This is a genomic window from Enterobacter sp. C6 (assembly GCF_008122455.1).
In the GTDB taxonomy this organism is placed as follows: domain Bacteria; phylum Pseudomonadota; class Gammaproteobacteria; order Enterobacterales; family Enterobacteriaceae; genus Enterobacter; species Enterobacter pseudoroggenkampii.
On the sequence record NZ_QPFW01000244.1, the window covers coordinates 52,518 to 74,685 of the forward strand.

19 protein-coding genes are annotated in these 22,168 nt (G+C 55.8%); 5 read left to right on the forward strand and 14 right to left on the reverse strand.

The features are described from left to right. Positions 1-7 precede the first annotated feature (7 nt). The 11 genes from wzyE to trxA all read right to left on the reverse strand — a co-directional run bounded on the left by wzyE (position 8) and on the right by trxA (position 12,280). Positions 8-1,360, reverse strand: a complete 1,353-nt coding sequence (wzyE, locus tag DOU50_RS19090) for an ECA oligosaccharide polymerase (RefSeq protein ID WP_048989608.1) — start codon at positions 1,358-1,360, stop codon at positions 8-10. After that, positions 1,357-2,436: a TDP-N-acetylfucosamine:lipid II N-acetylfucosaminyltransferase gene (locus DOU50_RS19095; protein WP_024907969.1), complete on the reverse strand. Its 1,080-nt coding sequence runs from the start codon at positions 2,434-2,436 to the stop codon at positions 1,357-1,359. The genes wzyE and DOU50_RS19095 overlap by 4 nt, the downstream gene beginning before the upstream one ends. Beyond that, entirely contained in the window at positions 2,433-3,683 is a 1,251-nt protein-coding gene (wzxE, locus tag DOU50_RS19100) for a lipid III flippase WzxE (RefSeq protein ID WP_148769915.1), read from the reverse strand. Before wzxE ends, DOU50_RS19095 begins: the two co-directional genes overlap by 4 nt. Position 3,684: 1 nt before the next feature. Continuing rightward, a complete protein-coding gene (gene rffA / locus DOU50_RS19105) occupies positions 3,685-4,815 on the reverse strand; it encodes a dTDP-4-amino-4,6-dideoxygalactose transaminase (protein ID WP_024907967.1) in 1,131 nt (376 codons plus the stop codon). A gap of 4 nt (positions 4,816-4,819) precedes the next feature. Continuing rightward, a complete protein-coding gene (gene rffC / locus DOU50_RS19110; protein WP_090420906.1) occupies positions 4,820-5,497 on the reverse strand; it encodes a dTDP-4-amino-4,6-dideoxy-D-galactose acyltransferase in 678 nt (225 codons plus the stop codon). Continuing rightward, positions 5,494-6,756 carry a UDP-N-acetyl-D-mannosamine dehydrogenase gene (wecC, locus tag DOU50_RS19115; protein ID WP_148769917.1) on the reverse strand — a complete coding sequence of 421 codons (1,263 nt, stop codon included), beginning with the start codon at positions 6,754-6,756 and terminating at the stop codon, positions 5,494-5,496. Before wecC ends, rffC begins: the two co-directional genes overlap by 4 nt. Next, on the reverse strand, positions 6,753-7,883 hold the full coding sequence (gene wecB, locus DOU50_RS19120; protein WP_024907964.1) for a non-hydrolyzing UDP-N-acetylglucosamine 2-epimerase: 1,131 nt from the start codon (positions 7,881-7,883) through the stop codon (positions 6,753-6,755). The genes wecC and wecB overlap by 4 nt, the downstream gene beginning before the upstream one ends. A 56-nt stretch (positions 7,884-7,939) precedes the next feature. Continuing rightward, positions 7,940-8,986, reverse strand: a complete 1,047-nt coding sequence (gene wzzE, locus DOU50_RS19125; protein WP_148769919.1) for an ECA polysaccharide chain length modulation protein — start codon at positions 8,984-8,986, stop codon at positions 7,940-7,942. A gap of 13 nt (positions 8,987-8,999) precedes the next feature. After that, the gene (wecA, locus tag DOU50_RS19130) at positions 9,000-10,103 is read right to left on the reverse strand and encodes a UDP-N-acetylglucosamine--undecaprenyl-phosphate N-acetylglucosaminephosphotransferase (RefSeq protein ID WP_024907962.1); all 1,104 of its coding nucleotides are present in this window, start codon (positions 10,101-10,103) and stop codon (positions 9,000-9,002) included. 242 nt (positions 10,104-10,345) lie between these two features. Beyond that, positions 10,346-11,605 (reverse strand): transcription termination factor Rho, encoded by a 1,260-nt coding sequence (gene rho, locus DOU50_RS19135; protein WP_008501566.1) that lies wholly within the window; start codon positions 11,603-11,605, stop codon positions 10,346-10,348. A gap of 345 nt (positions 11,606-11,950) precedes the next feature. After that, on the reverse strand, positions 11,951-12,280 hold the full coding sequence (gene trxA, locus DOU50_RS19140; RefSeq protein ID WP_006179218.1) for a thioredoxin TrxA: 330 nt from the start codon (positions 12,278-12,280) through the stop codon (positions 11,951-11,953). 144 nt (positions 12,281-12,424) lie between these two features. Here trxA and rhlB point away from each other — a divergent pair, with 144 nt between their 5' ends. Both rhlB and gppA read left to right on the forward strand, forming a co-directional pair. Next, positions 12,425-13,693 carry an ATP-dependent RNA helicase RhlB gene (rhlB, locus tag DOU50_RS19145; protein ID WP_021242834.1) on the forward strand — a complete coding sequence of 423 codons (1,269 nt, stop codon included), beginning with the start codon at positions 12,425-12,427 and terminating at the stop codon, positions 13,691-13,693. 5 nt (positions 13,694-13,698) lie between these two features. Then, positions 13,699-15,183: a guanosine-5'-triphosphate,3'-diphosphate diphosphatase gene (gene gppA / locus DOU50_RS19150; RefSeq protein ID WP_148769921.1), complete on the forward strand. Its 1,485-nt coding sequence runs from the start codon at positions 13,699-13,701 to the stop codon at positions 15,181-15,183. 51 nt (positions 15,184-15,234) lie between these two features. Here gppA and rep read toward each other — a convergent pair whose 3' ends face one another. After that, complete coding sequence (rep, locus tag DOU50_RS19155) at positions 15,235-17,259, reverse strand: DNA helicase Rep (protein ID WP_032646096.1); 2,025 nt, start codon at positions 17,257-17,259, stop codon at positions 15,235-15,237. A 112-nt stretch (positions 17,260-17,371) separates the two neighbouring features. On the opposite strand from rep, the gene ppiC (DOU50_RS19160) reads away from it, so the two are divergent. Continuing rightward, positions 17,372-17,653: a peptidylprolyl isomerase PpiC gene (gene ppiC / locus DOU50_RS19160; RefSeq protein WP_148769923.1), complete on the forward strand. Its 282-nt coding sequence runs from the start codon at positions 17,372-17,374 to the stop codon at positions 17,651-17,653. Between the two features lie 50 nt (positions 17,654-17,703). Beyond that, positions 17,704-17,985, forward strand: a complete 282-nt coding sequence (gene ppiC, locus DOU50_RS19165) for a peptidylprolyl isomerase PpiC (RefSeq protein WP_008501570.1) — start codon at positions 17,704-17,706, stop codon at positions 17,983-17,985. A gap of 86 nt (positions 17,986-18,071) precedes the next feature. On the opposite strand, the gene ilvC is transcribed toward ppiC (DOU50_RS19165), so the two are convergent. Beyond that, entirely contained in the window at positions 18,072-19,547 is a 1,476-nt protein-coding gene (gene ilvC / locus DOU50_RS19170; RefSeq protein ID WP_048989373.1) for a ketol-acid reductoisomerase, read from the reverse strand. Positions 19,548-19,699: 152 nt separating this feature from the next. Here ilvC and ilvY point away from each other — a divergent pair, with 152 nt between their 5' ends. Next, positions 19,700-20,590, forward strand: coding sequence for an HTH-type transcriptional activator IlvY (gene ilvY / locus DOU50_RS19175; RefSeq protein WP_023333829.1), 891 nt, complete (start codon positions 19,700-19,702; stop codon positions 20,588-20,590). 33 nt (positions 20,591-20,623) lie between these two features. Here ilvY and ilvA read toward each other — a convergent pair whose 3' ends face one another. Continuing rightward, positions 20,624-22,168 (reverse strand): threonine ammonia-lyase, biosynthetic, encoded by a 1,545-nt coding sequence (ilvA, locus tag DOU50_RS19180; protein ID WP_039267211.1) that lies wholly within the window; start codon positions 22,166-22,168, stop codon positions 20,624-20,626.

Consider the following 22,168-nt stretch of genomic DNA (forward strand, 5'->3'; position numbering starts at 1 on the left):
TCCTTACTCAGACTTGCGACAGCGTTGTGCTGCCCTGCCGCTCGCGCTTGTGCACAAGCCCTGCGCTGTCAAACAGCCAGTACAGCAGTTTGGCCAGTAACAGGCAGACGCCAAAAACGACCATGAAGAACACCACGCGCGACACGAATGAATCCAACCCTTCGCGCGCCAGCACGATCATATTGAAAATGGCACCAAAGCAGAAACTGTGCAAAATGGCGGCTTTATAGCGGTTGGTCTCTTCGTTGCCCCGCACGTAAAGCCAGTCGAACCACTTAATAATCAGCCCCACGGCAACCGCCCCGGGCAGAATGAACCACGCCCCGCCCATCACCACCAGGGAACCAATCAGCGTTGGCGAGATTGCCAGACCGGAATGGTTGTTCAGCACTTCCCAGGTAAAATAGTTCGCGGTATTGAGCACCACACCAGGCCGGTCCGGCCAAAGCCAGGAAGGGATAAAGACGTAGAAGTCGCGAACAATTGGCGCCAGCCCCTGGAAATCAATCTTGTCGTAGTTTTGCAGCAGCAATGCCAGGTTTTCCCACGGCGAGAACGTATCGCGCGTCAGGTAGAGGAACGTGTAAAACGCCTCATCTCCCGCCACGTTCATCCCGTAACGCTTCAGCGCGAGCCAGAACATCCCCACTATGCCAAACACCCCTGCCGCAACCAGCATCCACAGCGAGATCCAGCCGCGAATGATGCCGATAAACAGGAAGATGGCGAAGGCGATAATAATGTTCGCGCGCGTACCGCCCACAATCATGTAGGTCAGGATGCCAAACGCGACGGTGCTGACCAGGAAGAACAGCCACGCTTTGCTGTCCTGACGCAGGAAAAAGATCACCAGCATCGCCGGAATGAAGAAGTAGAAGAAACGCTTAAGCGCCACGCCCGAGACTTCGGCCGAAAAAATCTGGCTGTAGGAGTGGAGCTTAAACAGCAGGAAGCCGTTATGCATGAAGAAGATACCGACGCTGACCAGGGCGATGGTCATCAGCATCACCCACGTCAGGTGGGTCTCCACCCGATTCATGGTAAAAAGCGCCCGACGCGGGGCTGTAGCCTGCGCTGAACGCAGACGCGTTTTATAGGTAACGTAGTAGACCGCATAGAAACAGGTCGCCGCCAGAAGCGCCTGGAGCAGGATTTCCGGCGGCGCGACGCTCACGTCAAAACGGAAGACCAGAATGCTGGTGAGCGGGAAGCCGAAAAAGAAGGTCAGCAGAAACAGTAACGAGAAGAATACGTTAAAGTTGAAGCGTACCCGGCGGAATTCAAACCAGGTAAGCGTGGCGATAAACAGGGTGCTCAGAAGCCAGACAACCAGTAACCCGCTGAATTGCAACTGACTCATGCTTTGTCTCCTGACGCGATACGCAGCGCACGGTGCCACGGCGTGAGGTAATTCGGGCTGAAAAAATCGATGCTATTTTTATCCACCAGCGTGAGCTGGCGTTGAGCTTCCCGTACCACCTCGACATTCAGCGTGTCTGAGGTAAACAGCACCGGAATATGCTGCTCGGCCATGTCCTGCCAGAACGGGTTGTCGCGGTTGAGCACGCACGGTACCCCCGCCTGAATCAGCAGACACAGCGTGCCGATTCCCTGCTGTCGGGCAAAGATGAAATAGCCAAGATCGCATTTTCTCAGCAGCGCAAGATATTCATCAAATTCCAGCTTATCGCTAAGGATGTGCAGATTTTCTGCGCTAAACAGCGCAAGTCCCTGTTGACGAACCTCATCAATATAGGCGTCGTTGTTGGCGGGATAGCCCATCGGCACCACCACGTTCACCGTGTCGCCAAACTGCTGATGCACCGCCCTGAGCGCCGCGGTGTGTTCGTTACTGCGATCGCCGGAATTCCCCACCAGGATCGTTAGCTTGCCTTCACGCACCGTGTCATTCGCCATGGCGTTCAGCGCCGGATCCATGCGGGTGGGGAAATAGAGGAGTTCTCCGCGCACGCTCGGGTGCTGTTTAGCAAAATAGTTGAGATCGCCACGGGTGGCAAACACACAGCCCACGCGCCCCTGCGCCATGCGGCGCAGCGGATAGAAAAGACGGAATTTCCAGCCGCGGGAGACTTCGTAGAGATCGGCTCCCCAGATATGCCAGCTGCACTGGGAGGGTTTAATCCCCCCGCTGAGAAGCGCCAGCCACAGGCCTGTATTAAACTGCCCGTGGAAAAAGAAACGTTGCTCGCGGTCCGCTTTCGCTCTGGCAACAACCGCCTTCGCCAGCGAGGCCTTATCCGGCCAGAAGCGAATAGCGAGCGCCGGAAATGCTGCGCTCAGGCCCTTATCCTGACCTGCAACCATAAACTCACGCGCATCAGGATTACCTGATGCCAGCTCGTCGTTGAAGAACCGCAAAACGGTCTGGTTATGGTGTGGGATATCCGATCCCAGGATGTGAATCAGTGCAGTCATGCGCGTTTACGCCACAATAAAAATACGCCGCAACAGGCGGCGAAATAAACGATATAGGTTGCCATGTAGGCCTGAGCCGCCCCCAGCGCACCGTGCGCGGGTATCAGCCAGTGTGAAAATGCTGTCAGCAATGCAAACTGGCTAATTTCCGCCAGGATATACAGCCGCAGGGACGCTTTTGCAATCACCAGATAGCCGAAAACGTAAGCACCCACTTTCAGCACATCGCCGACCAGTTGCCAGGCAAACAGATCGCGCATGGCGGTGAACTTTGCCGAGAACAGCAGCCAGATGGCGACATCACGCAATAACCAGACGGTCAAGCTGGCAGCTGCAACCGCCGGCAACACAAAGCGCAGCGATCGGAAAATCTCGCGGGTAATATCCTGCCTGGACGTCAGACGCGATAATGTTGGCAACAAATAAACGCTAAAGGAAGCCGTAATAAACTGGAGGTAGGCGTCGGAAATGCTGCTTACGCCCTGCCAGATCCCCACTTCATCCCAGCTATAATGCGCCGCCAGCAGGTTTCGCATCATCACGTAGGCCACCGGCAGAGTGACGGAGGTGATGAGCGCCATCAGGGTAAATTTACCCAGCTGACTGGCAAGCACTTTATCCCATTGCGGTTTCAGGTAGCTCAGCGGGATGACGCCCCGACGCATCAGCATAAGCGCCGCAGGCACAACAACCAGAGCCGGGACCAGCGCCAGCCCAAGCAGCGCGCCTTCATAGCCTCCCAGGCGATAGCAGAAATAGTAGGCAATCACGCCGATGACGCTGCCCAGGATTAAGGCAAGCGCGTTCCCAGCAGCATCACGAAACCCTTTCATCAGCGCCAGCAGCAGGTTAGCCCAGGCAATGCCCATCTGAACCAACGCCACCAGACGCACCAGCCCCTGGTAATGGGTGTGCCCGAACAAGCCCTGGCTGATAGGGGCCGCCGCCAGCAGAAAGATAATTGCCATCAGGGTCGAAAAACCCGTGACCATCGCCGAAGAGGTGCCCACGACTCTGCGAAGCTGAGCCGCATCATCATGGTACTGCGCAACGTATTTGGTCACGCCGTTAAAAATACCGGCACCGGCCAGCACCCCAAGGACGGTGACTAGCTGGCGGAAATTACCCGCTAGTCCCACACCAGAGGGGCCAAATGAGACGGCCAGCAGCTTGACGACCAGCAGCCCGGCGCCAATTTTTACAAGCGTGGACGCGGCGGTCCACACCGATGCTTTTGCCAGAGACATATCAGCCGAAATAACTCAGAAGGGTATTAATCACCGTACGCTGGTTAACTGGCGCGAGGTTGTAGAACAGTGGCAGACGAAGCAAACGCTCACTTTCTTTGGTGGTGTAACGGTCTTCACCCGCGAACACCCCAAACGTTTCGCCCGCCGGGCTGGAGTGCAGCGGGATATAGTGGAATACCGCCATAATTTCGGCCTCTTTTAGCCAGGCAATGAGCTGGCTGCGGTCGTCGTTATCGCGCAGCTTGATGTAGAACATGTGCGCGTTGTGGACGCAATCAGCCGGAATGGTTGGCAGCTCAATACGCCCGGCTTTGGCCAGAGGCTCAAGGGCATCGTAATAGGTTTGCCACAGGGAGAGACGCTGCAGGTTGATACGTTCCGCCGCTTCCAGCTGCGCCCACAGGTACGCCGCCTGCAGATCCGCCATCAGATAGCTTGAACCAATATCGCGCCAGGTGTATTTGTCCACCTGCCCGCGGAAGAACTGGCTGCGGTTGGTGCCTTTTTCGCGGATCACTTCCGCACGCTCCACGAGCGCCCGGTCGTTAATCAGCGTCGCGCCACCTTCTCCGCCTGCCGTGTAGTTTTTGGTTTCGTGGAAGCTAAAGCAGCCGATGTGGCCGATGGTACCCAGCGCGCGTCCCTTGTAGGTAGACATCACGCCCTGCGCGGCATCTTCCACCACAAACAGATCATGTTTTTTGGCGATGGCCATGATGGTGTCCATTTCACAGGCCACGCCCGCGTAGTGAACCGGCACGATCGCGCGCGTTTTGTCAGTGATCGCCGCTTCAATCAGCGTCTCATCAATGTTCATGGTATCCGGGCGGATATCCACAAAGACGATTTTCGCCCCGCGCAGAACAAACGCGTTCGCGGTGGAAACGAAGGTATAGCTCGGCATGATCACTTCATCGCCGGGCTGGATATCCAGCAGCAGCGCCGCCATTTCCAGCGATGCCGTACAGGACGGGGTCAGCAGCACTTTGGCGCTGCGAAAACGCTGTTCCATCCACTGCTGACAGCGACGGGTAAAACCACCGTCACCGCAGAGTTTGCCGCTGCCCATGGCAGACTGCATATAGTCGAGTTCAGTTCCGACGACGGGTGGTGCGTTAAATGGAATCATCTTGTCACCTGTATAACCAGTAGGCGGTGGCGTCGATGTTGGCACCACTCGCAATATAACGTTTAAGCGCGGCGGTGTTGCCCAGTTGGGTCGCGACCCGCAGCGTCACAAGCTGTTGCTGCTGCGCCCAGTGCAGCGCCGCCTGCATGAGTTTCTCACCCATGCCGCGCCCGGCTAATAAGCCGATACGCGCCTCGCGCTCGTTGAGCTTACGCAGCGAGACGAACCCCTGGATTTGACCGTCCCCTGCACGGAAAACCAGGCAGACGTGGTCAAAGGTGCCTTTGACGGCATTCTCTATCCACTGGGCATAGAAACGCCCGCTATCGTCAGGTGCATACCAGGGCGCACGAAAGCGGCTCTGCGCAAACGCCCGGGCCGCCATCCGACGCAGCACGGGGATATCCTGTTCCGTTGCAATTTCCGCGCCGGACGCATCGTGCCGGGTGAGGGTAATGGAAAGATCGACCTCACCTTCAACCAGCTGAAAGCCGTGCTGCTGGAGCGCGTCAAGCAGATCGACGCGCTCCGCCGGGATCTTCGCCTGCACTCGTTGCCAGGCGATAAAATCCGATTCAGCCAGTACCGGCGCGTCATCGCGCAGACGCACGATGGCCGACGGCAGGCCGAAAAAAGCACTCTCCCACTGCAGGGACTCGAGTACCCCATTCAGGCTTTTCAACGCCAGACACCTTTGGTATCCACAATATACTGCTGACGAACGGCATCGCCGGACGTCGCTTTAAACTCTTTATGATCCACCAGCAGCACCAGCACGTCCGCCGCCGCCAGCGCGTCGTCCAGCGCCGTCAGCGCGCAGTGTCCCGCCAGTTTTGCCGGTAATTCATGGATATTCGGCTCAACCACCAGCGTTTCGCCCTTGTGCCATTCGGCAATCATCTCGGCAATTTCCATCGCCGGGCTTTCACGCAGATCGTCAATATTGGGTTTAAATGCCAGACCAAAACAGGCAATTTTCAGCTCGCTGGCGCGCTTGCCGCTCTCTGCCAGACAATCCGCTACCGTCGCTTTAACCTGATTGAGCACCCAGTGAGGCTTGCTGTCGTTCACTTCACGCGCGGTGCGAATCAGACGCGCCTGCGCCGGATTCTGCGCCACGATAAACCACGGATCGACGGCGATACAGTGTCCGCCTACTCCCGGGCCTGGCTGGAGAATGTTTACACGCGGATGGCGATTCGCCAGGCTAATCAGCTCCCAGACGTTAATCCCCTGATCGGCGCAGATCAGCGACAGTTCGTTCGCAAAAGCGATATTGACGTCGCGGAAGCTGTTTTCCGTCAGCTTGCACATCTCGGCGGTGCGGGAGTTGGTCACCACACACTCACCTTCCAGGAAAATCTTGTACAGCGCGCTGGCACGTTCGGAACAGACGGGCGTCATACCGCCAATAACGCGGTCGTTTTTAATCAGTTCGACCATGACCTGGCCCGGCAGCACGCGCTCCGGACAGTAGGCGATGTTGATATCCGCCTGCTCCCCCACCTGCTGCGGGAAGCTTAAATCAGGGCGCGCGTCGGCCAGCCACTGTGCCATCTGCTCGGTAGCACCAACCGGAGAGGTCGATTCCAGGATCACCAGTGCCCCTTTCTTCAGCACAGGTGCGATGGATTTTGCCGCCGCCTCGACAAAAGCCATGTCGGGCTCGTGGTCACCTTTAAAGGGTGTTGGAACGGCAATCAGGTAGGCATCTGCTTCCACTGGGGTCGTGCTGGCACGCAGGAAGCCTCCGTCCACAGCCTCTTTCACCACGCGGTCAAGATCGGGCTCGACAATATGAATTTCGCCACGGTTAATGGTTTCCACCGCGCGTGCGTTGATATCCACACCGACAACCTGTTTTTGACGAGAGGCAAACGCCGCCGCGGTGGGCAAGCCAATGTAGCCAAGACCAATGACAGAGATGGTAGTAAAACTCATAGCGATACCCGATTGTGTTTAAGTGCATGCAAAATACGACCACAAGCCTGCCCGTCGCCATACGGATTATGGGCCCGGCTCATCGCCTGATACGCTTCATCGTCGTGCAGCAGGCGCGTGACCTCTTCGACGATCAGCTGTGCGTTGGTGCCGACCAGACGCACCGTACCGGCTTTGACGGCTTCCGGACGTTCGGTCGTTTCACGCATCACCAGTACCGGTTTGCCGAGGGATGGCGCTTCTTCCTGAATTCCGCCGGAATCGGTGAGGATCAGCCAGGCATGGTTCATCAGCCAGACAAACGGCATATAGTCCTGCGGTTCGATCAGCAGGACGTTTTCGACGTGGCCCAGAATACGATTGACCGGCTCGCTGACGTTAGGGTTAAGGTGTACTGGATAGACAATTTGCACATCGTCGTTCTGCGCGGCGATTTCAGCCAGCGCATGGCAGATTTGCTCAAAACCCCGGCCAAAGCTTTCGCGTCGATGACCAGTGACCAGAATGGTTTTTTTGCCGTTGTGGAGGAACGGATAGCGGGCTGCGAGCTCTTTCTGAAGATCGCTATTTGCCAGGACGCGGTCACGTACCCAAATTAACGCGTCAATGACCGTATTGCCGGTCACAAAGATTTTATTATCGGCGATATTTTCACGCAGCAGGTTCTGACGAGAGTTTTCCGTTGGCGCAAAGTGGTACATCGCCAGATGGCCCGTTAACGTGCGGTTGGCCTCTTCCGGCCACGGTGAATAAAGATTGCCGGTACGCAGCCCCGCCTCAACATGTCCCACGGGAATTCGCTGGTAGAACGCGGCCAGGCTTGTCGCCACGGTAGTGGTGGTATCACCGTGTACCAGCACCACGTCAGGCTTAAATGACTCCAGGATCGGCTTAAGTTCTTGCAGAATGCGACAGGTTATCTCCGTTAACCCTTGCCCCGGTTTCATAATATTGAGGTCGTAATCCGGGACGATGGAGAAGAGGGTTAAAACCTGATCGAGCATCTCCCGGTGCTGGGCCGTGACGCACACTTTCGCTTCAATATCAGGATCGCAGGCCAGCGCATGAACCAGAGGTGCCATCTTAATGGCCTCCGGCCTGGTGCCAAATACGGTTAGTACTTTCACATCGATTCTCTTCGATTAGGCGATGAAGGCCGCAGCCTTCATCGTAGACGGCGTTCTTAGTTTTTGCGACGACGCGTTAACGCCACGCCAGCGCCCGTCAGTGCGCCTACAATCCCCCACATGATCATCAGGAATGCACGACGCGGACTATCGCGTTTTACAGGTTCTTCAGGCGTTCGCAAATAACGATAGGTCTGAAAACGCGGGTCCAGGGATGGACCGACATTAAGCGTATTGAGCATCGCGCGATTTTGATCGTAATCGAGGTCAAAATCAGGGCCAACGGCCTTCAGGTTTTCCAGACGCGCCTGCAGCATGGGGCGACCAAGGAGGAACATCTCTGAATCAGGCAGCTCATCAGCCGGTACGTCCGTTTCAGTACGGGAAATATTGTGCTGTTCCGCAATTTTCAGCGCCTGCTCAATATTGTGTACACGACGAGCAAAAATGGCTTTAGCCACCTCTTCCTGACGTTTCACCTGCGCTTTCATCTGGATGGTACGAGCCGCCCAGGCGCCTTTAAGCTCTTCGTTAAGATGGCTTGCGGCACGCTGACTGGCAAACGCAACATACTGACGCAACAGGTTGTTGGCATCCGGCGCAGTTTCTGCAATTAGCTTGACGCTGTCATTCACGTTACGCAACGCATCGCCCGGCATAAACTGGATATTGTTAATCAGATCGTCCAGCAGGGCGGCATCGGCTTTGGTGTTATCAACCCGACGCTGCTTGTAGTAATCCGTCTGGGACCAGAAATCGCGGCGGGTATCCCATGAAGCCAGCTGCATCACAAACTCTTTATAGGCTTCATCCATAACGGAGGCCTGGTCTGGCGTTGCAAGATTGGCTTTGATATCCAGATTTCGCAGGAATTGCTGCTGGGAATAGTATCCCCCGAGCATGTTAACCGTTGGTTTGTCCGTGATTGCCGTGGCGCTCCACTCTTGTTTTGCAAAGAATGTATAGGCCAGCGCTAACAGTGCAAACCCCAGCGCGATCCCGGCAATCCAAAGTTTGCCTGCCCATAACACGCGAAACAAACCCCGAATATCCAGTTCATTCTCAGTTACCACTGATTTCGCTCCCGCCAACGGTTGAGTCATCATAGTCCCGGTTTTACTTAGTTAATGTTGTATTTTTGCCACTGTTACGACGCATCCTGCGTTTAAGACGTTTAATAAATCGCGCCACTTTCCATGCGCGCTTAATGCAGTAGCCGTACAGGAAAAATGCCAGCAAGAATAATGCCAACATAACCCACTCAGGAATAATATGGGAATATTCTGCAGCTACACCAATCGCGGCTAAAATAGCGGCGGCCAGCGTAATCAGTACAAACGCCTGACGAGATGTAAAACCCGCACGCATGATGAGATGATGAATGTGTTGGCGGTCGGGAGAGAAAGGACTCATTCCTTTGCGCAGGCGGCGGTACATAATCGCCACCATATCCATTAATGGAATGGCAATAATCCACAGCGCTGTTACAGGGCTTATCGGATGGGTCTGGCCCTGAGTGGTTTCAAGCAGGATCCAGATAACCGTAAAACCAATCAGCGTACTGCCCGCGTCTCCCATAAAGACTTTATAGCGACGGCCCAGCACACCGAGGTTTAAGAGGATATAAGGCAGAATGGCGGCAATCATGGCGAAACACCACATTGCCAGACTGTACTGGCCATCAAACCATAAAATAATGCCGATAGCGGCGAACGAGACGGATGACAACCCACCGAGCAGGCCGTCAATGCCATCCACCATGTTGAAAGCATTGATTGCCGCCCAGACGGCAAAGAGTGTCAGGAAGAAGCCAAATGGGCCCAGAACTAACTCCCAGGGGCCAAACACATAGCCGAGGCTTCGCAGATACAGTCCGCCCACAACCATCATCACCACGCCAATGCCCGCCTGAACGGTGGCGCGTATTTTCACCGCGATATCAAACCGGTCATCAAGAGCCCCGACTAACACCAGGACACCGGCGCAGGCAATGTAGAGGGCGGCATGCGGGATATAATAATCGGCAATACCAAACGTGAAGCAAATTCCTGCGTAAACAGATATCCCGCCGACTAAAGGAATAAGTCCCTGATGGCGTTTACGAAAATTAGGCTTATCCACCAACCCTATTCGTTTTGCCACCTTACGCGCAATGAACAAAAAACAGGTTGTGAATAAAAAAATACTGATCAGTTCAGTAACGGCGGTGAATAGATTCACAATGGATTGCTCTCAACAAATGTTAGTCCCGGAAGTATAACCATGAAGCCACAGCCTCAGAAGTAATAAAGATGGCTTCTTACAACTCCCTTTGTATATTTTTCAATCAATTATTTCTTTTGCTGCATAAACGGCCCTATTGTCGCACTGACCGGTCAAAATTGGGAGTAGGTGGTACTAGCGTATAGTCCATAAAAGAAAAACGCCACGTAAAAACGTGGCGTTCGCTGGCTTTATTTGCGTTACGAGCGTTTCATCATGTCGAAGAAATCGTCGTTGGTTTTGGTCATCGCCAATTTGTTAATGAGGAATTCCATCGCGTCGATTTCACCCATTGGATGGATGATTTTGCGCAGGATCCACATTTTCTGCAGCTCTTCCTGAGTGGTGAGCAGCTCTTCTTTACGGGTACCGGAACGGTTGTAGTCGATAGCCGGGAAGACGCGTTTTTCAGCGATCTTACGAGAGAGGTGCAGTTCCATGTTGCCTGTACCTTTAAACTCTTCGTAAATCACTTCGTCCATTTTGGAACCGGTATCGATCAGCGCCGTCGCGATGATGGTCAGGCTGCCGCCCTCTTCCACGTTACGTGCAGCACCGAAGAAGCGTTTCGGACGATGCAGGGCGTTAGCATCCACACCACCGGTCAGCACTTTACCAGACGCTGGCACCACGGTGTTATAGGCACGCGCCAGACGGGTGATGGAGTCGAGCAGGATGATCACGTCTTTCTTGTGCTCAACCAGGCGTTTTGCCTTCTCGATAACCATTTCCGCAACCTGAACGTGGCGAGAGGCTGGCTCATCGAAGGTTGAAGCAACCACTTCACCTTTAACCAGACGCTGCATCTCGGTCACTTCTTCCGGACGTTCGTCAATCAGCAGCACCATCAGCACACAGTCTGGGTGGTTATAGGCGATGCTCTGCGCGATGTTCTGCAGCAGCATGGTTTTACCCGCTTTTGGCGGCGCCACAATCAGACCACGCTGGCCGCGACCAATAGGTGATGCCAGATCCAGAACACGTGCGGTTAAGTCTTCGGTAGAACCGTTACCACGCTCCATGCGCAGGCGAGAGTTCGCGTGCAGCGGCGTTAAGTTCTCAAAGAGGATCTTATTACGCGAGTTTTCTGGTTTGTCGAAGTTAACTTCATTGACTTTCAACAGCGCAAAGTAGCGTTCGCCCTCTTTAGGAGGACGAATCTTACCTGAAATGGTGTCACCAGTGCGGAGGTTGAAACGGCGGATTTGGCTGGGGGATACGTAGATGTCGTCAGGGCCGGCGAGGTAGGAGCTGTCTGCAGAGCGGAGGAAACCAAATCCGTCTTGCAATATCTCCAGCACACCGTCGCCAAAGATATCTTCGCCACTCTTAGCGTGCTGCTTCAGGATGGCGAAAATGATGTCCTGCTTGCGCATACGAGCCTGGTTTTCCAGCCCCATATTTTCGCCGAGAGTGATCAGCTCAGAAACCGGCGTATTCTTTAATTCGGTAAGATTCATAATGGTGTGGGTTCTTAAACTCGGGGTGATTCTCGAACTTAATGTTGTGAATGGTATGGCAGGGTCATCCATGCCTGTTTAGCGGCCATCAACTCATGTCTGTTCGCTGTCTGGTCACAGGGAAAGAACGCAGAACTGAAACGACAAGACGGATTGAGTGACAAGCCCGGAATTTAGCCACTTCACGCACTGTTCATGTCAACAACGGGAAGTATCGGGTAAAACAAGATTCAAACAACAAGATATGTTTAAAACGAAGTCATAGCTAACTTAGCACGACTTCAGCCGGGCGTCCAGAGTTCCACATCATTTAGCCGGGAGCTCTGAACGCACAGCGGAGAAACCTTACGCCAGGTTAGCGTCCAGGAACTCTTTCAGTTGACCTTTGGACAGCGCGCCCACTTTGGTCGCCGCCACTTCGCCGTTTTTGAACAGCAGCAGGGTCGGAATGCCACGGATACCGTATTTTGGTGCGGTGCCCGGGTTCTGGTCGATGTTCAGCTTGGCAACGGTCAGTTTGCCCTGATATTCGTCGGCGATCTCATCCAGAATCGGGGCGATCATTTTGCAAGGACCACACCATTCAGCCCAGAAATCGACGAGGATCAGCCCGTCAGCCTTAAGTACGTCCGTGTCAAAACTGTCGTCAGTCAGGTGAATAATTTTATCGCTCATATATAACTCCACAGGAATAAGCCTGGTACGTTGGTTTTGTCTCCACCAACGACGTGTTGATGTCGCATTAACCAACTAAAGGTTGACTTTATTTCACCGGATACGCTTTCGTAAAGCAATAGTAAGCTGATATTCTACCACACTATGAGCAAAACACATTTAACAGAACAGAAGTTTTCCGACTTCGCGCTGCACCCGAAGGTGATTGAAGCCCTTGAAAATAAAGGGTTTCATAACTGCACGCCCATTCAGGCCCTCGCGCTGCCGCTGACGCTGGCCGGTCGCGATGTTGCCGGGCAGGCGCAAACCGGTACCGGCAAAACGATGGCGTTTTTAACGTCAACGTTTCATTATTTACTTTCTCACCCAGCGATTGCAGACCGCAAAGTTAACCAGCCGCGCGCGCTAATTATGGCCCCGACGCGAGAACTGGCGGTACAGATCCATGCAGACGCTGAACCCCTGGCGCAGGCTACCGGCCTTAAGCTTGGACTGGCCTATGGCGGCGACGGCTACGATAAACAGCTGAAAGTGCTGGAAAGCGGTGTGGATATCCTGATCGGTACCACCGGCCGTCTTATCGACTACGCTAAACAGAACCACATTAATCTCGGTGCAATCCAGGTTGTGGTGCTCGATGAAGCTGACCGCATGTACGATCTGGGCTTCATTAAAGACATCCGCTGGCTGTTCCGCCGTATGCCTCCGGCCAATCAGCGCCTGAATATGCTGTTCTCTGCAACCCTCTCCTACCGTGTGCGCGAACTGGCGTTCGAACAGATGAACAACGCCGAATACGTGGAAGTGGAACCGGAGCAGAAAACGGGTCACCGCATTAAAGAAGAGCTCTTCTATCCTTCCAATGAAGAGAAAATGCGTCTGCTGCAAACGCTGATCGAAGAAGAATGGCCCGATCGCGCCATTATCTTCGCGAACACCAAACACCGTTGTGAAGACATCTGGGGCCATCTGGCTGCAGACGGTCACCGTGTTGGCCTGCTGACCGGCGACGTGGCGCAGAAAAAACGCCTGCGCATTCTTGAAGAATTTACCCGTGGCGATCTCGATATTCTGGTCGCAACCGACGTGGCGGCACGTGGTTTACACATTCCGGCCGTGACGCACGTCTTTAACTACGATCTGCCAGACGACTGCGAAGACTACGTACACCGTATCGGTCGTACCGGTCGTGCGGGCGCAAGCGGTCACTCGATTAGCCTTGCGTGTGAAGAGTATGCGCTGAATCTTCCAGCCATTGAGACTTATATCGGTCACTCTATTCCGCAGAGCAAATACAATCCGGAAGCGCTGTTAAGCGAACTGCCGCCGCCTAAGCGTCTAACCCGCCCACGCTCCGGCAATGGTCCGCGTCGTTCAGGCGGCGCACCGCGTAATCGTCGTCGTTCAGGTTAAAAAATATGCTCAGCTCCACCTCGCTTTATGCGGCAATTGATCTCGGTTCGAATAGTTTTCATATGCTGGTTGTGCGCGAGGTGGCGGGAAGCATACAAACGCTGACGCGCATTAAGCGCAAGGTCCGCCTCGCGGCGGGCCTGAGCAGCGACAATCACCTCTCACCTGAAGCCATGGAACGTGGCTGGCAGTGTCTGCGACTCTTTGCCGAGCGTCTGCAGGATATCCCGCATGCCCAAATCACCGTGGTCGCCACTGCGACACTCCGTCTGGCGGTTAACGCCGTGGATTTTATTGCCAGAGCGCAGGAAATTCTCGGTTGTCCGGTTCAGGTTATCAGCGGTGAAGAAGAAGCTCGCCTGATTTATCAGGGTGTTGCACACACCACGGGGGGTGACGATCGTCGCCTGGTAGTGGATATCGGCGGTGCCAGTACCGAGCTTGTGACCGGCACCGGCGCGCAGGCAACGTCGCTGTTCAGCCTGTCGATGGGCTGCGTGACCTGGCTTGAGCGCTACTTTACCGATCGTAATCTGGGTAAAGAGAACTTCGAAGAGGCAGAGAACGCCGCGCGCGAAGTGTTACGCCCGGTGATGGACGAGCTGCGCTATCACGGCTGGAAAGTCTGCGTGGGTGCCTCGGGTACCGTGCAGGCTCTGCAGGAAATCATGATGGCGCAGGGAATGGACGAACGGATTACGCTTGCCAAACTTCAGCAGCTGAAACAACGCGCCATTCAGTGCGGACGCCTGGAAGAGCTGGAAATTGAAGGCCTGACGCTGGAGCGCGCGCTGGTCTTCCCGAGCGGACTGGCCATTCTTATCGCTATTTTCACCGAGCTGAACATCCAGTGTATGACCCTGGCCGGCGGCGCGCTGCGCGAAGGTCTGGTCTACGGGATGCTGCATCTGTCGGTCGATCAGGATATCCGCAGCCGTACCCTGCGCAACGTGCAGCGTCGTTTTCTGGTTGATATCGATCAGGCAGGACGCGTATCGCAGCTGGCGTCACGCTTCGCCGATCAGGTCGCTAACGTCTGGGATCTTGATCCTCTGAGCCGGGATTTATTGCTAAGCGCCTGTGCGCTACATGAAGTGGGGCTGAGCATTGATTTTAAGCAGGCACCGGCTCATGCAGCGTATCTGGTGCGCAACCTGGATTTACCGGGCTATACACCTGCGCAGAAAAAATTGCTGGCAACGCTGCTGCTGAACCAGACCAATGCCGTTGATCTCTCGTCTTTGCATCAGCAAAACGCCGTACCGCCGCGCGTGGCCGAGCATCTGTGCCGCCTGCTGCGTCTGGCGATCCTGTTTGCCAGCCGCCGCCGCGATGATTTGCTGCCCGCCATTAATCTGGTGGCCGATGACGAGAAGCTTTCGCTGACGTTACCGGAGAACTGGATTGATTGTCACCCGCTTGGGGCAGAGATGATCGAGCAGGAGTGCCAGTGGCAGAGCTATGTGCACTGGGTGCTGGAAGTGAAGTAATACGCTGAACATTGCCGGGTGGCGGCTTCGCCTTACCCGGCCTACTCATCATTATCCTTTCTCTTTGGCTTTTGCCAGCATGGCGCGGATATTTGCCACGTTAGCCTGCCCCTTGTGCATCCGCTCTTCTGCGGTAATCACTTTGCGCTCCTGTTCCCAAATCACGTCATCCTGCGGCAGCTCCAGCAGGAAACGGCTCGGCTCCGGGCGGACAAGTTCGCCATACTGACGGCGCTCTTTACACAGTGTGAACGTCAGCTCTTTCTGCGCGCGGGTGATCCCCACGTAGGCCAGGCGGCGCTCCTCGTCGACGTTGTCTTCATCAATGCTGCTCTGATGCGGTAACAACCCCTCTTCCATACCGACCAGATAGACATACGGGAACTCCAGCCCTTTTGACGCATGCAGCGTCATCAGCTGAACCTGATCGGCCTCTTCTTCGCTCTCGCCCCGCTCCATCATGTCGCGCAGGGTAAAGCGGGTGACCACCTGCGTCAGGGTCATCGGCTCGTCGATTTCGGAGCCCTCCAGCATTTCGGTCATCCAGCTGAAGAGCTGGTTAACGTTCTTCATGCGCATCTCAGCCGCTTTCGGGCTGGCCGAAGTTTCGTACAGCCAGGACTCATAGTCGATGCCGTGAATAAGATCGCGCACCGCCGCCACCGGCTCGCGCTCCGCGAGACGCTGCACTTCGCCAAGCCAGTGGGTGAAGCGGGTTAACGAGTCATACCCGCGTCCGGTTAACGTCTGGCTCAGCCCCATGTCGAAGCTGGCAGTAAACATACTTTTGTTGCGGGTCATCGCCCACTCGCCGAGCTTTTGCAGCGTCGCCGGGCCAATCTCGCGTTTTGGCGTATTCACGATGCGCAGAAACGCGCTGTCGTCATCCGGGTTCGTGAGTACGCGCAGGTAGGCCAGCAGATCTTTGATTTCTGGTCGTGAGAAGAACGACGTGCCGCCCGAGATTTTGTACGGAATGCGGTTCTGCATCAGCATCTTTTCAAAGACACGCGACTGGTGATTGCCGCGATAGAGGATCGCGTAATCCTTATATTCAGTTTTGTTGACGAAGTGGTGGGCGATGAGTTCGCCCGTCACGCGCTCCGCTTCATGATCCTCATTGTTGGCGCTGAGCACTTTCAGCTCCGTACCGTAGCCCAGTTCGGAGAAGAGACGCTTCTCAAACACGTGCGGGTTATTGGCAATCAGGATGTTAGCTGCTTTCAGGATACGCCCGGAGGAGCGATAGTTCTGTTCCAGCTTAATTACCTGCAGGGCGGGGAAATCTTTGCTCAGCAGCACCAGGTTTTGCGGGCGCGCGCCGCGCCAGGAGTAAATTGACTGGTCATCATCGCCGACCACGGTGAAACGCGCGCGCTGCCCCACCAGCAGCTTCACCAGCTCGTACTGGCTGGTGTTGGTGTCCTGATACTCATCCACCAGCAGGTAACGGATTTTGTTCTGCCAGCGCTCGCGCACCTCTTCATTGCGCTGCAGCAGCAGCGTCGGCAGCAGGATCAGGTCGTCGAAGTCCAGCACGTTGCACGCTTTCATATGTGCATCGTACAGACCGTAGCAGTGGGCGAAGATGCGATCCCGTTCGCCTTTGGCGATCGCCGCGGCCTGGGCCGGCGTCATCAGATCGTTTTTCCAGTTCGAGATCGTCGAGATCAGCTGCTGCAACAGCACTTTATCATCTTCGATCAGCCCCTCGGTGAGCTCTTTGAGCAGCGCCACCTGATCGGTGTCATCGAAGAGCGAGAAGTTGGACTTCATTCCCAGCGCCGCATACTCGCGTTTGATGATATCCAGCCCCAGCGTGTGGAAGGTGGAGATCATCAGGCCGCGCGCCTCTTTACGGCCCAGCGTCTGACCGACACGCTCTTTCATCTCGCGCGCCGCTTTATTGGTAAAGGTGACCGCCGCAATGTGTCGCGCCTGATACCCGCAGTTGTGGATCAGATGGGCGATTTTGTTGGTGATCACGCGGGTTTTACCCGAACCGGCCCCTGCCAGCACCAGGCATGGTCCAGTAACGAATTCGACCGCTTGTTGTTGTCCAGGGTTTAAACGCATGGGAGTATTGCTCAATCTTCGAACGGGGTGTGGATTGTAGCAGAAAGCCGGGCGCAGATTTACCGGCTAATGATAAAGTGGAGAAATCGCGTTTAACCCGTAGAGCAGAACCATGAAAAAGACCGCAGCAGCCCTGCATATTCTGGTAAAAGAAGAGAAACTGGCTCAGGAGATCCTGGCCAAGCTGGAGCGCGGCATCAGCTTTGATCATCTGGCGAAGCGTTACTCTAAATGCCCGTCCGGGCGCAATGGCGGCGATCTTGGGGAGTTTCAACAAGGTGCAATGGTCGGCCCGTTCGATCAGACGGTCTTTAGCTGCCCGCTTCTGAAGCCCTACGGCCCGGTAAAAACCAAATTTGGCTACCATATCATTAAGGTGCTTTATCGCCGCTGACGCGTGGTATATTGCGCCCCGATTTATCTCAACCTATTCAAGGCACGATCATGGCAAAAACAGCAGCAGCACTGCATATTCTTGTTAAAGAAGAGAAACTGGCTTTAGATCTTCTGGAGCAGATCAAAAACGGCGCCGACTTCGGCAAGCTGGCGAAGAAGCACTCCATCTGTCCGTCAGGCAAACGCGGCGGCGATCTGGGTGAATTCCGCCAGGGTCAGATGGTACCGGCGTTCGATAAAGTGGTCTTCTCCTGCCCGGTGCTGGAGCCAACCGGCCCGCTGCACACGCAGTTCGGCTACCACGTGATTAAAGTGCTGTATCGCAAATAAAAAAGCCGGGTGGCGGCTGCGCCTTACCCGGCCTACATCTTACGGTTTTGTAGGTCGGGTAAGCGAAGCGCCACCCGACAAGATTGTTAGCCCGCTACCGCGATACGCTTCATATCGGTCATGTAGCCACGCAGTTTGTGACCCACTTTCTCGATCTGGTGGCTGCGAATCGCTTCGTTCACGTCGCGCAGCTGCGCGTTGTCCACAGCACCTTCCGCAATCGCTTTACCCAGATCGCCCGTCTGCAGAGTGGTCATAAACTCTTTCAGCAGCGGTACGCAGGCGTAAGAGAACAGGTAGTTACCGTATTCTGCGGTATCAGAGATCACCACGTTCATTTCGTACAGACGCTTACGGGCGATGGTGTTCGCAATCAGCGGCAGCTCGTGCAGTGATTCGTAGTACGCAGACTCTTCGATGATGCCGGAATCCACCATGGTTTCGAACGCCAGCTCAACGCCCGCTTTCACCATCGCGATCATCAGGACGCCTTTATCGAAGTACTCCTGCTCGCCGATTTTACCTTCAAACTGCGGCGCGGTTTCGAACGCGGTTTTACCGGTCTCTTCACGCCAGGTCAGCAGTTTCTTATCGTCGTTCGCCCAGTCCGCCATCATACCGGAAGAGAACTCGCCGGAGATGATGTCGTCCATGTGTTTCTGGAACAGCGGCGCCATGATGGTTTTCAGCTGTTCAGACAGCGCGTAAGCACGCAGTTTTGCCGGGTTGGACAGACGGTCCATCATCAGCGTAATACCGCCCTGCTTCAGCGCTTCGGTGATGGTTTCCCAGCCGAACTGAATCAGTTTTTCCGCGTAGGCCGGGTCGGTACCCTCTTCCACCAGCTTGTCGAAGCACAGCAGAGAACCGGCCTGCAGCATGCCGCACAGAATGGTCTGCTCGCCCATCAGGTCAGATTTCACTTCCGCAACGAAGGACGATTCCAGAACGCCCGCACGGTGGCCGCCGGTCGCCGCTGCCCATGCTTTGGCAATCGCCATGCCTTCGCCTTTCGGATCGTTTTCCGGGTGAACTGCGATAAGCGTCGGCACGCCGAAGCCACGCTTGTATTCTTCGCGTACTTCCGTACCCGGACACTTCGGTGCCACCATCACTACGGTGATGTCTTTACGGATCTGCTCGCCCACTTCAACGATGTTGAAGCCGTGGGAGTAACCCAGCGCGGCACCGTCTTTCATCAGCGGCTGTACGGAACGCACAACGTCTGAGTGCTGTTTGTCCGGGGTCAGGTTAACCACCAGATCCGCCTGCGGGATCAGCTCTTCGTAGGTACCCACTTTGAAGCCGTTTTCGGTCGCTTTACGCCAGGAAGCACGCTTCTCGGCAATCGCTTCTTTACGCAGGGCGTAGGAGATATCCAGACCGGAGTCACGCATGTTCAGGCCCTGGTTCAGACCCTGTGCGCCACAGCCGACGATGACCACTTTTTTACCCTGAAGGTAGCTCGCGCCATCGGCAAATTCGTCGCGCGCCATGAAGCGGCATTTGCCCAGCTGCGCCAGCTGCTGGCGCAAGTTCAGTGTATTAAAGTAGTTAGCCATGGGTGATACCTCGTGATGTTGTGTGTCTTATTGTTCGGTTCGCGTTTCAGCGAGAATGTACCCACATTACAACAGGAAATTTATTGCGGAAATTGATATATTCACAACGTCACGTTGCAATTTTTGCAATATAAAAAGAGGGAGTGGAATCAGTGGATTTACGCGATCTGAAAATGTTCCTGCACCTGGCGGAAAGCCGTCACTTTGGCCGCAGCGCGCGGGCGATGCACGTTAGCCCCTCCACGCTTTCGCGCCAGATCCAGCGCCTTGAGGAAGACCTCGGCCAGCCGCTGTTCGTGCGCGACAACCGCACCGTCACCCTCACGGAAGCGGGCGAAGAGTTGCGCATTTTTGCCCAGCAGACGCTGTTGCAGTACCAGCAGCTGCGTCACTCGATTGACCAGCAGGGGCCGTCACTTTCCGGTGAGCTGCATATTTTCTGCTCCGTGACCGCCGCCTATAGCCATCTGCCGCCCATTCTCGACCGCTTCCGCGCGGCGCATCCGTCGGTTGAAATTAAACTCACTACCGGCGACGCCTCCGACGCAATGGAGAAAGTGGTGACGGGCGAAGCGGATCTCGCCATTGCCGGGAAGCCGGAAACCCTGCCGGGCGCGGTGGCATTCTCAATGCTGGAGAATCTGGCGGTGGTGCTGATTGCCCCCGCGCTGCCCTGCCCGGTGCGTAATCAGGTGTCGGTGGAAAAACCGGACTGGTCCACGGTGCCGTTTATCATGGCCGATCAGGGGCCGGTGCGACGTCGCATTGAGCTGTGGTTCCGCCGTCAGAAAATCAGCAACCCGTCGATTTACGCCACGGTCAGCGGCCATGAGGCGATGGTGTCGATGGTGGCGCTCGGCTGCGGCGTGGCGCTGCTGCCGGAAGTGGTGCTGGAAAATAGCCCGGAACCGGTGCGCAATCGCGTAATGATTCTGGAGCGCAGCGACGAGAAGACGCCGTTTGAGCTTGGCGTGTGCGCACAAAAAAAGCGGCTGCATGAGCCGCTTATTGATGCGTTCTGGACGATATTGCCGAACCACTAAAGCCGGATGGTGCTGCGCTTACCCGGCCAGCCCTTAGCCCGCGAGGAAGAAGCGGAAGGCCGGGTTATGGGTTTCGTCGTGACACTCATAGCCCAGTTCGTTCAGCCGCGTTTCGAAATCCGGCTCGTGCTCGCCCAGTTCAAACGCCGCCAGCACGCGCCCGTAGTCGGTGCCGTGGCTGCGGTAGTGGAACAGAGAGATGTTCCAGTGCGTGCCCAGCGTGTGAAGGAACTTGAGCAGCGCGCCCGGCGATTCCGGGAACTCGAAGCTGAACAGACGTTCCCTGAGTGGCTTCGATGGACGCCCGCCGACCATGTAGCGCACGTGCAGCTTCGCCATCTCGTCGTCAGAGAGATCGACCACGCTATAGCCGCCCTCATGCAGCAGGTTGAGGATCTCTTTGCGCTCCTCCACGCCGCGGCTCAGGCGCACGCCGACAAAAATACAGGCGTCTTTGGCATCGGCAAAACGGTAGTTAAATTCCGTCACAGAACGACCACCCAGCAGCTGACAGAACTTCAGGAAGCTGCCCTTCTCTTCCGGGATGGTCACCGCCAGCAGCGCTTCCCGCTGTTCGCCCAGTTCGCAGCGCTCGGAAACGTAGCGCAGACCGTGGAAGTTCACGTTGGCACCAGACAGTACGTGCGCCAGACGTTCGCCGCGAATATTGTGCTGCGCGATGTATTTTTTCATCCCTGCCAGCGCCAGCGCGCCGGAAGGTTCCGCCACCGCGCGCACATCCTCGAACAGATCTTTCATCGCCGCGCAGATGGCATCGCTATCCACCGTGACGATATCGTCGAGATATTCCCGACACAGGCGGAACGTTTCGTCGCCAATGCGCTTCACCGCCACGCCCTCGGCAAACAGCCCGACGCGCGGCAGATCTACCGGGTGACCCGCATCCAGCGCCGCTTTCAGGCAGGCAGAGTCTTCCGCTTCAACGGCGATGACTTTAATCTGCGGCATCAGCTGTTTGATCAGCACCGCCACGCCCGCGGCCAGACCGCCGCCGCCGACCGGCACAAACACGCGGTCGAGATGGGCATCCTGCTGCAGCAGTTCAAGCGCCAGCGTCCCCTGCCCGGCAATAACCATCGGATGGTCGAACGGCGGCACCCAGGTGAACCCCTGCTGCTGCGCCAGCTCGATCGCTTTGGCTTTCGCTTCGTCAAAGTTGGCGCCGTGGAGCAGCACTTCGCCGCCGAAACCGCGTACCGCATCGACTTTGATGTCGGCGGTAGCGACCGGCATCACGATCAGCGCTTTCAGACCTAAACGGGCCGAAGAGAAAGCTACACCCTGCGCGTGGTTGCCCGCTGAGGCGGTAATCACGCCGCGCGCTTTCTGCTCGTCGGTCAGCCCGGCCATCATCGCGTAGGCGCCGCGCAGTTTGAAGCTGTGCACCGGCTGACGGTCTTCGCGCTTGACCAGGATCACGTTGTCGAGGCGCGAAGAGAGTTTTTCCATTTTCTGCAGGGGTGTGACCTGCACGGCTTCATAGACCGGCGCGCGAAGCACCGCTCTCAGATATTCCGCACCCTCTGGGGCGGCGGATAAGGGTTGCGACTCGGCCAT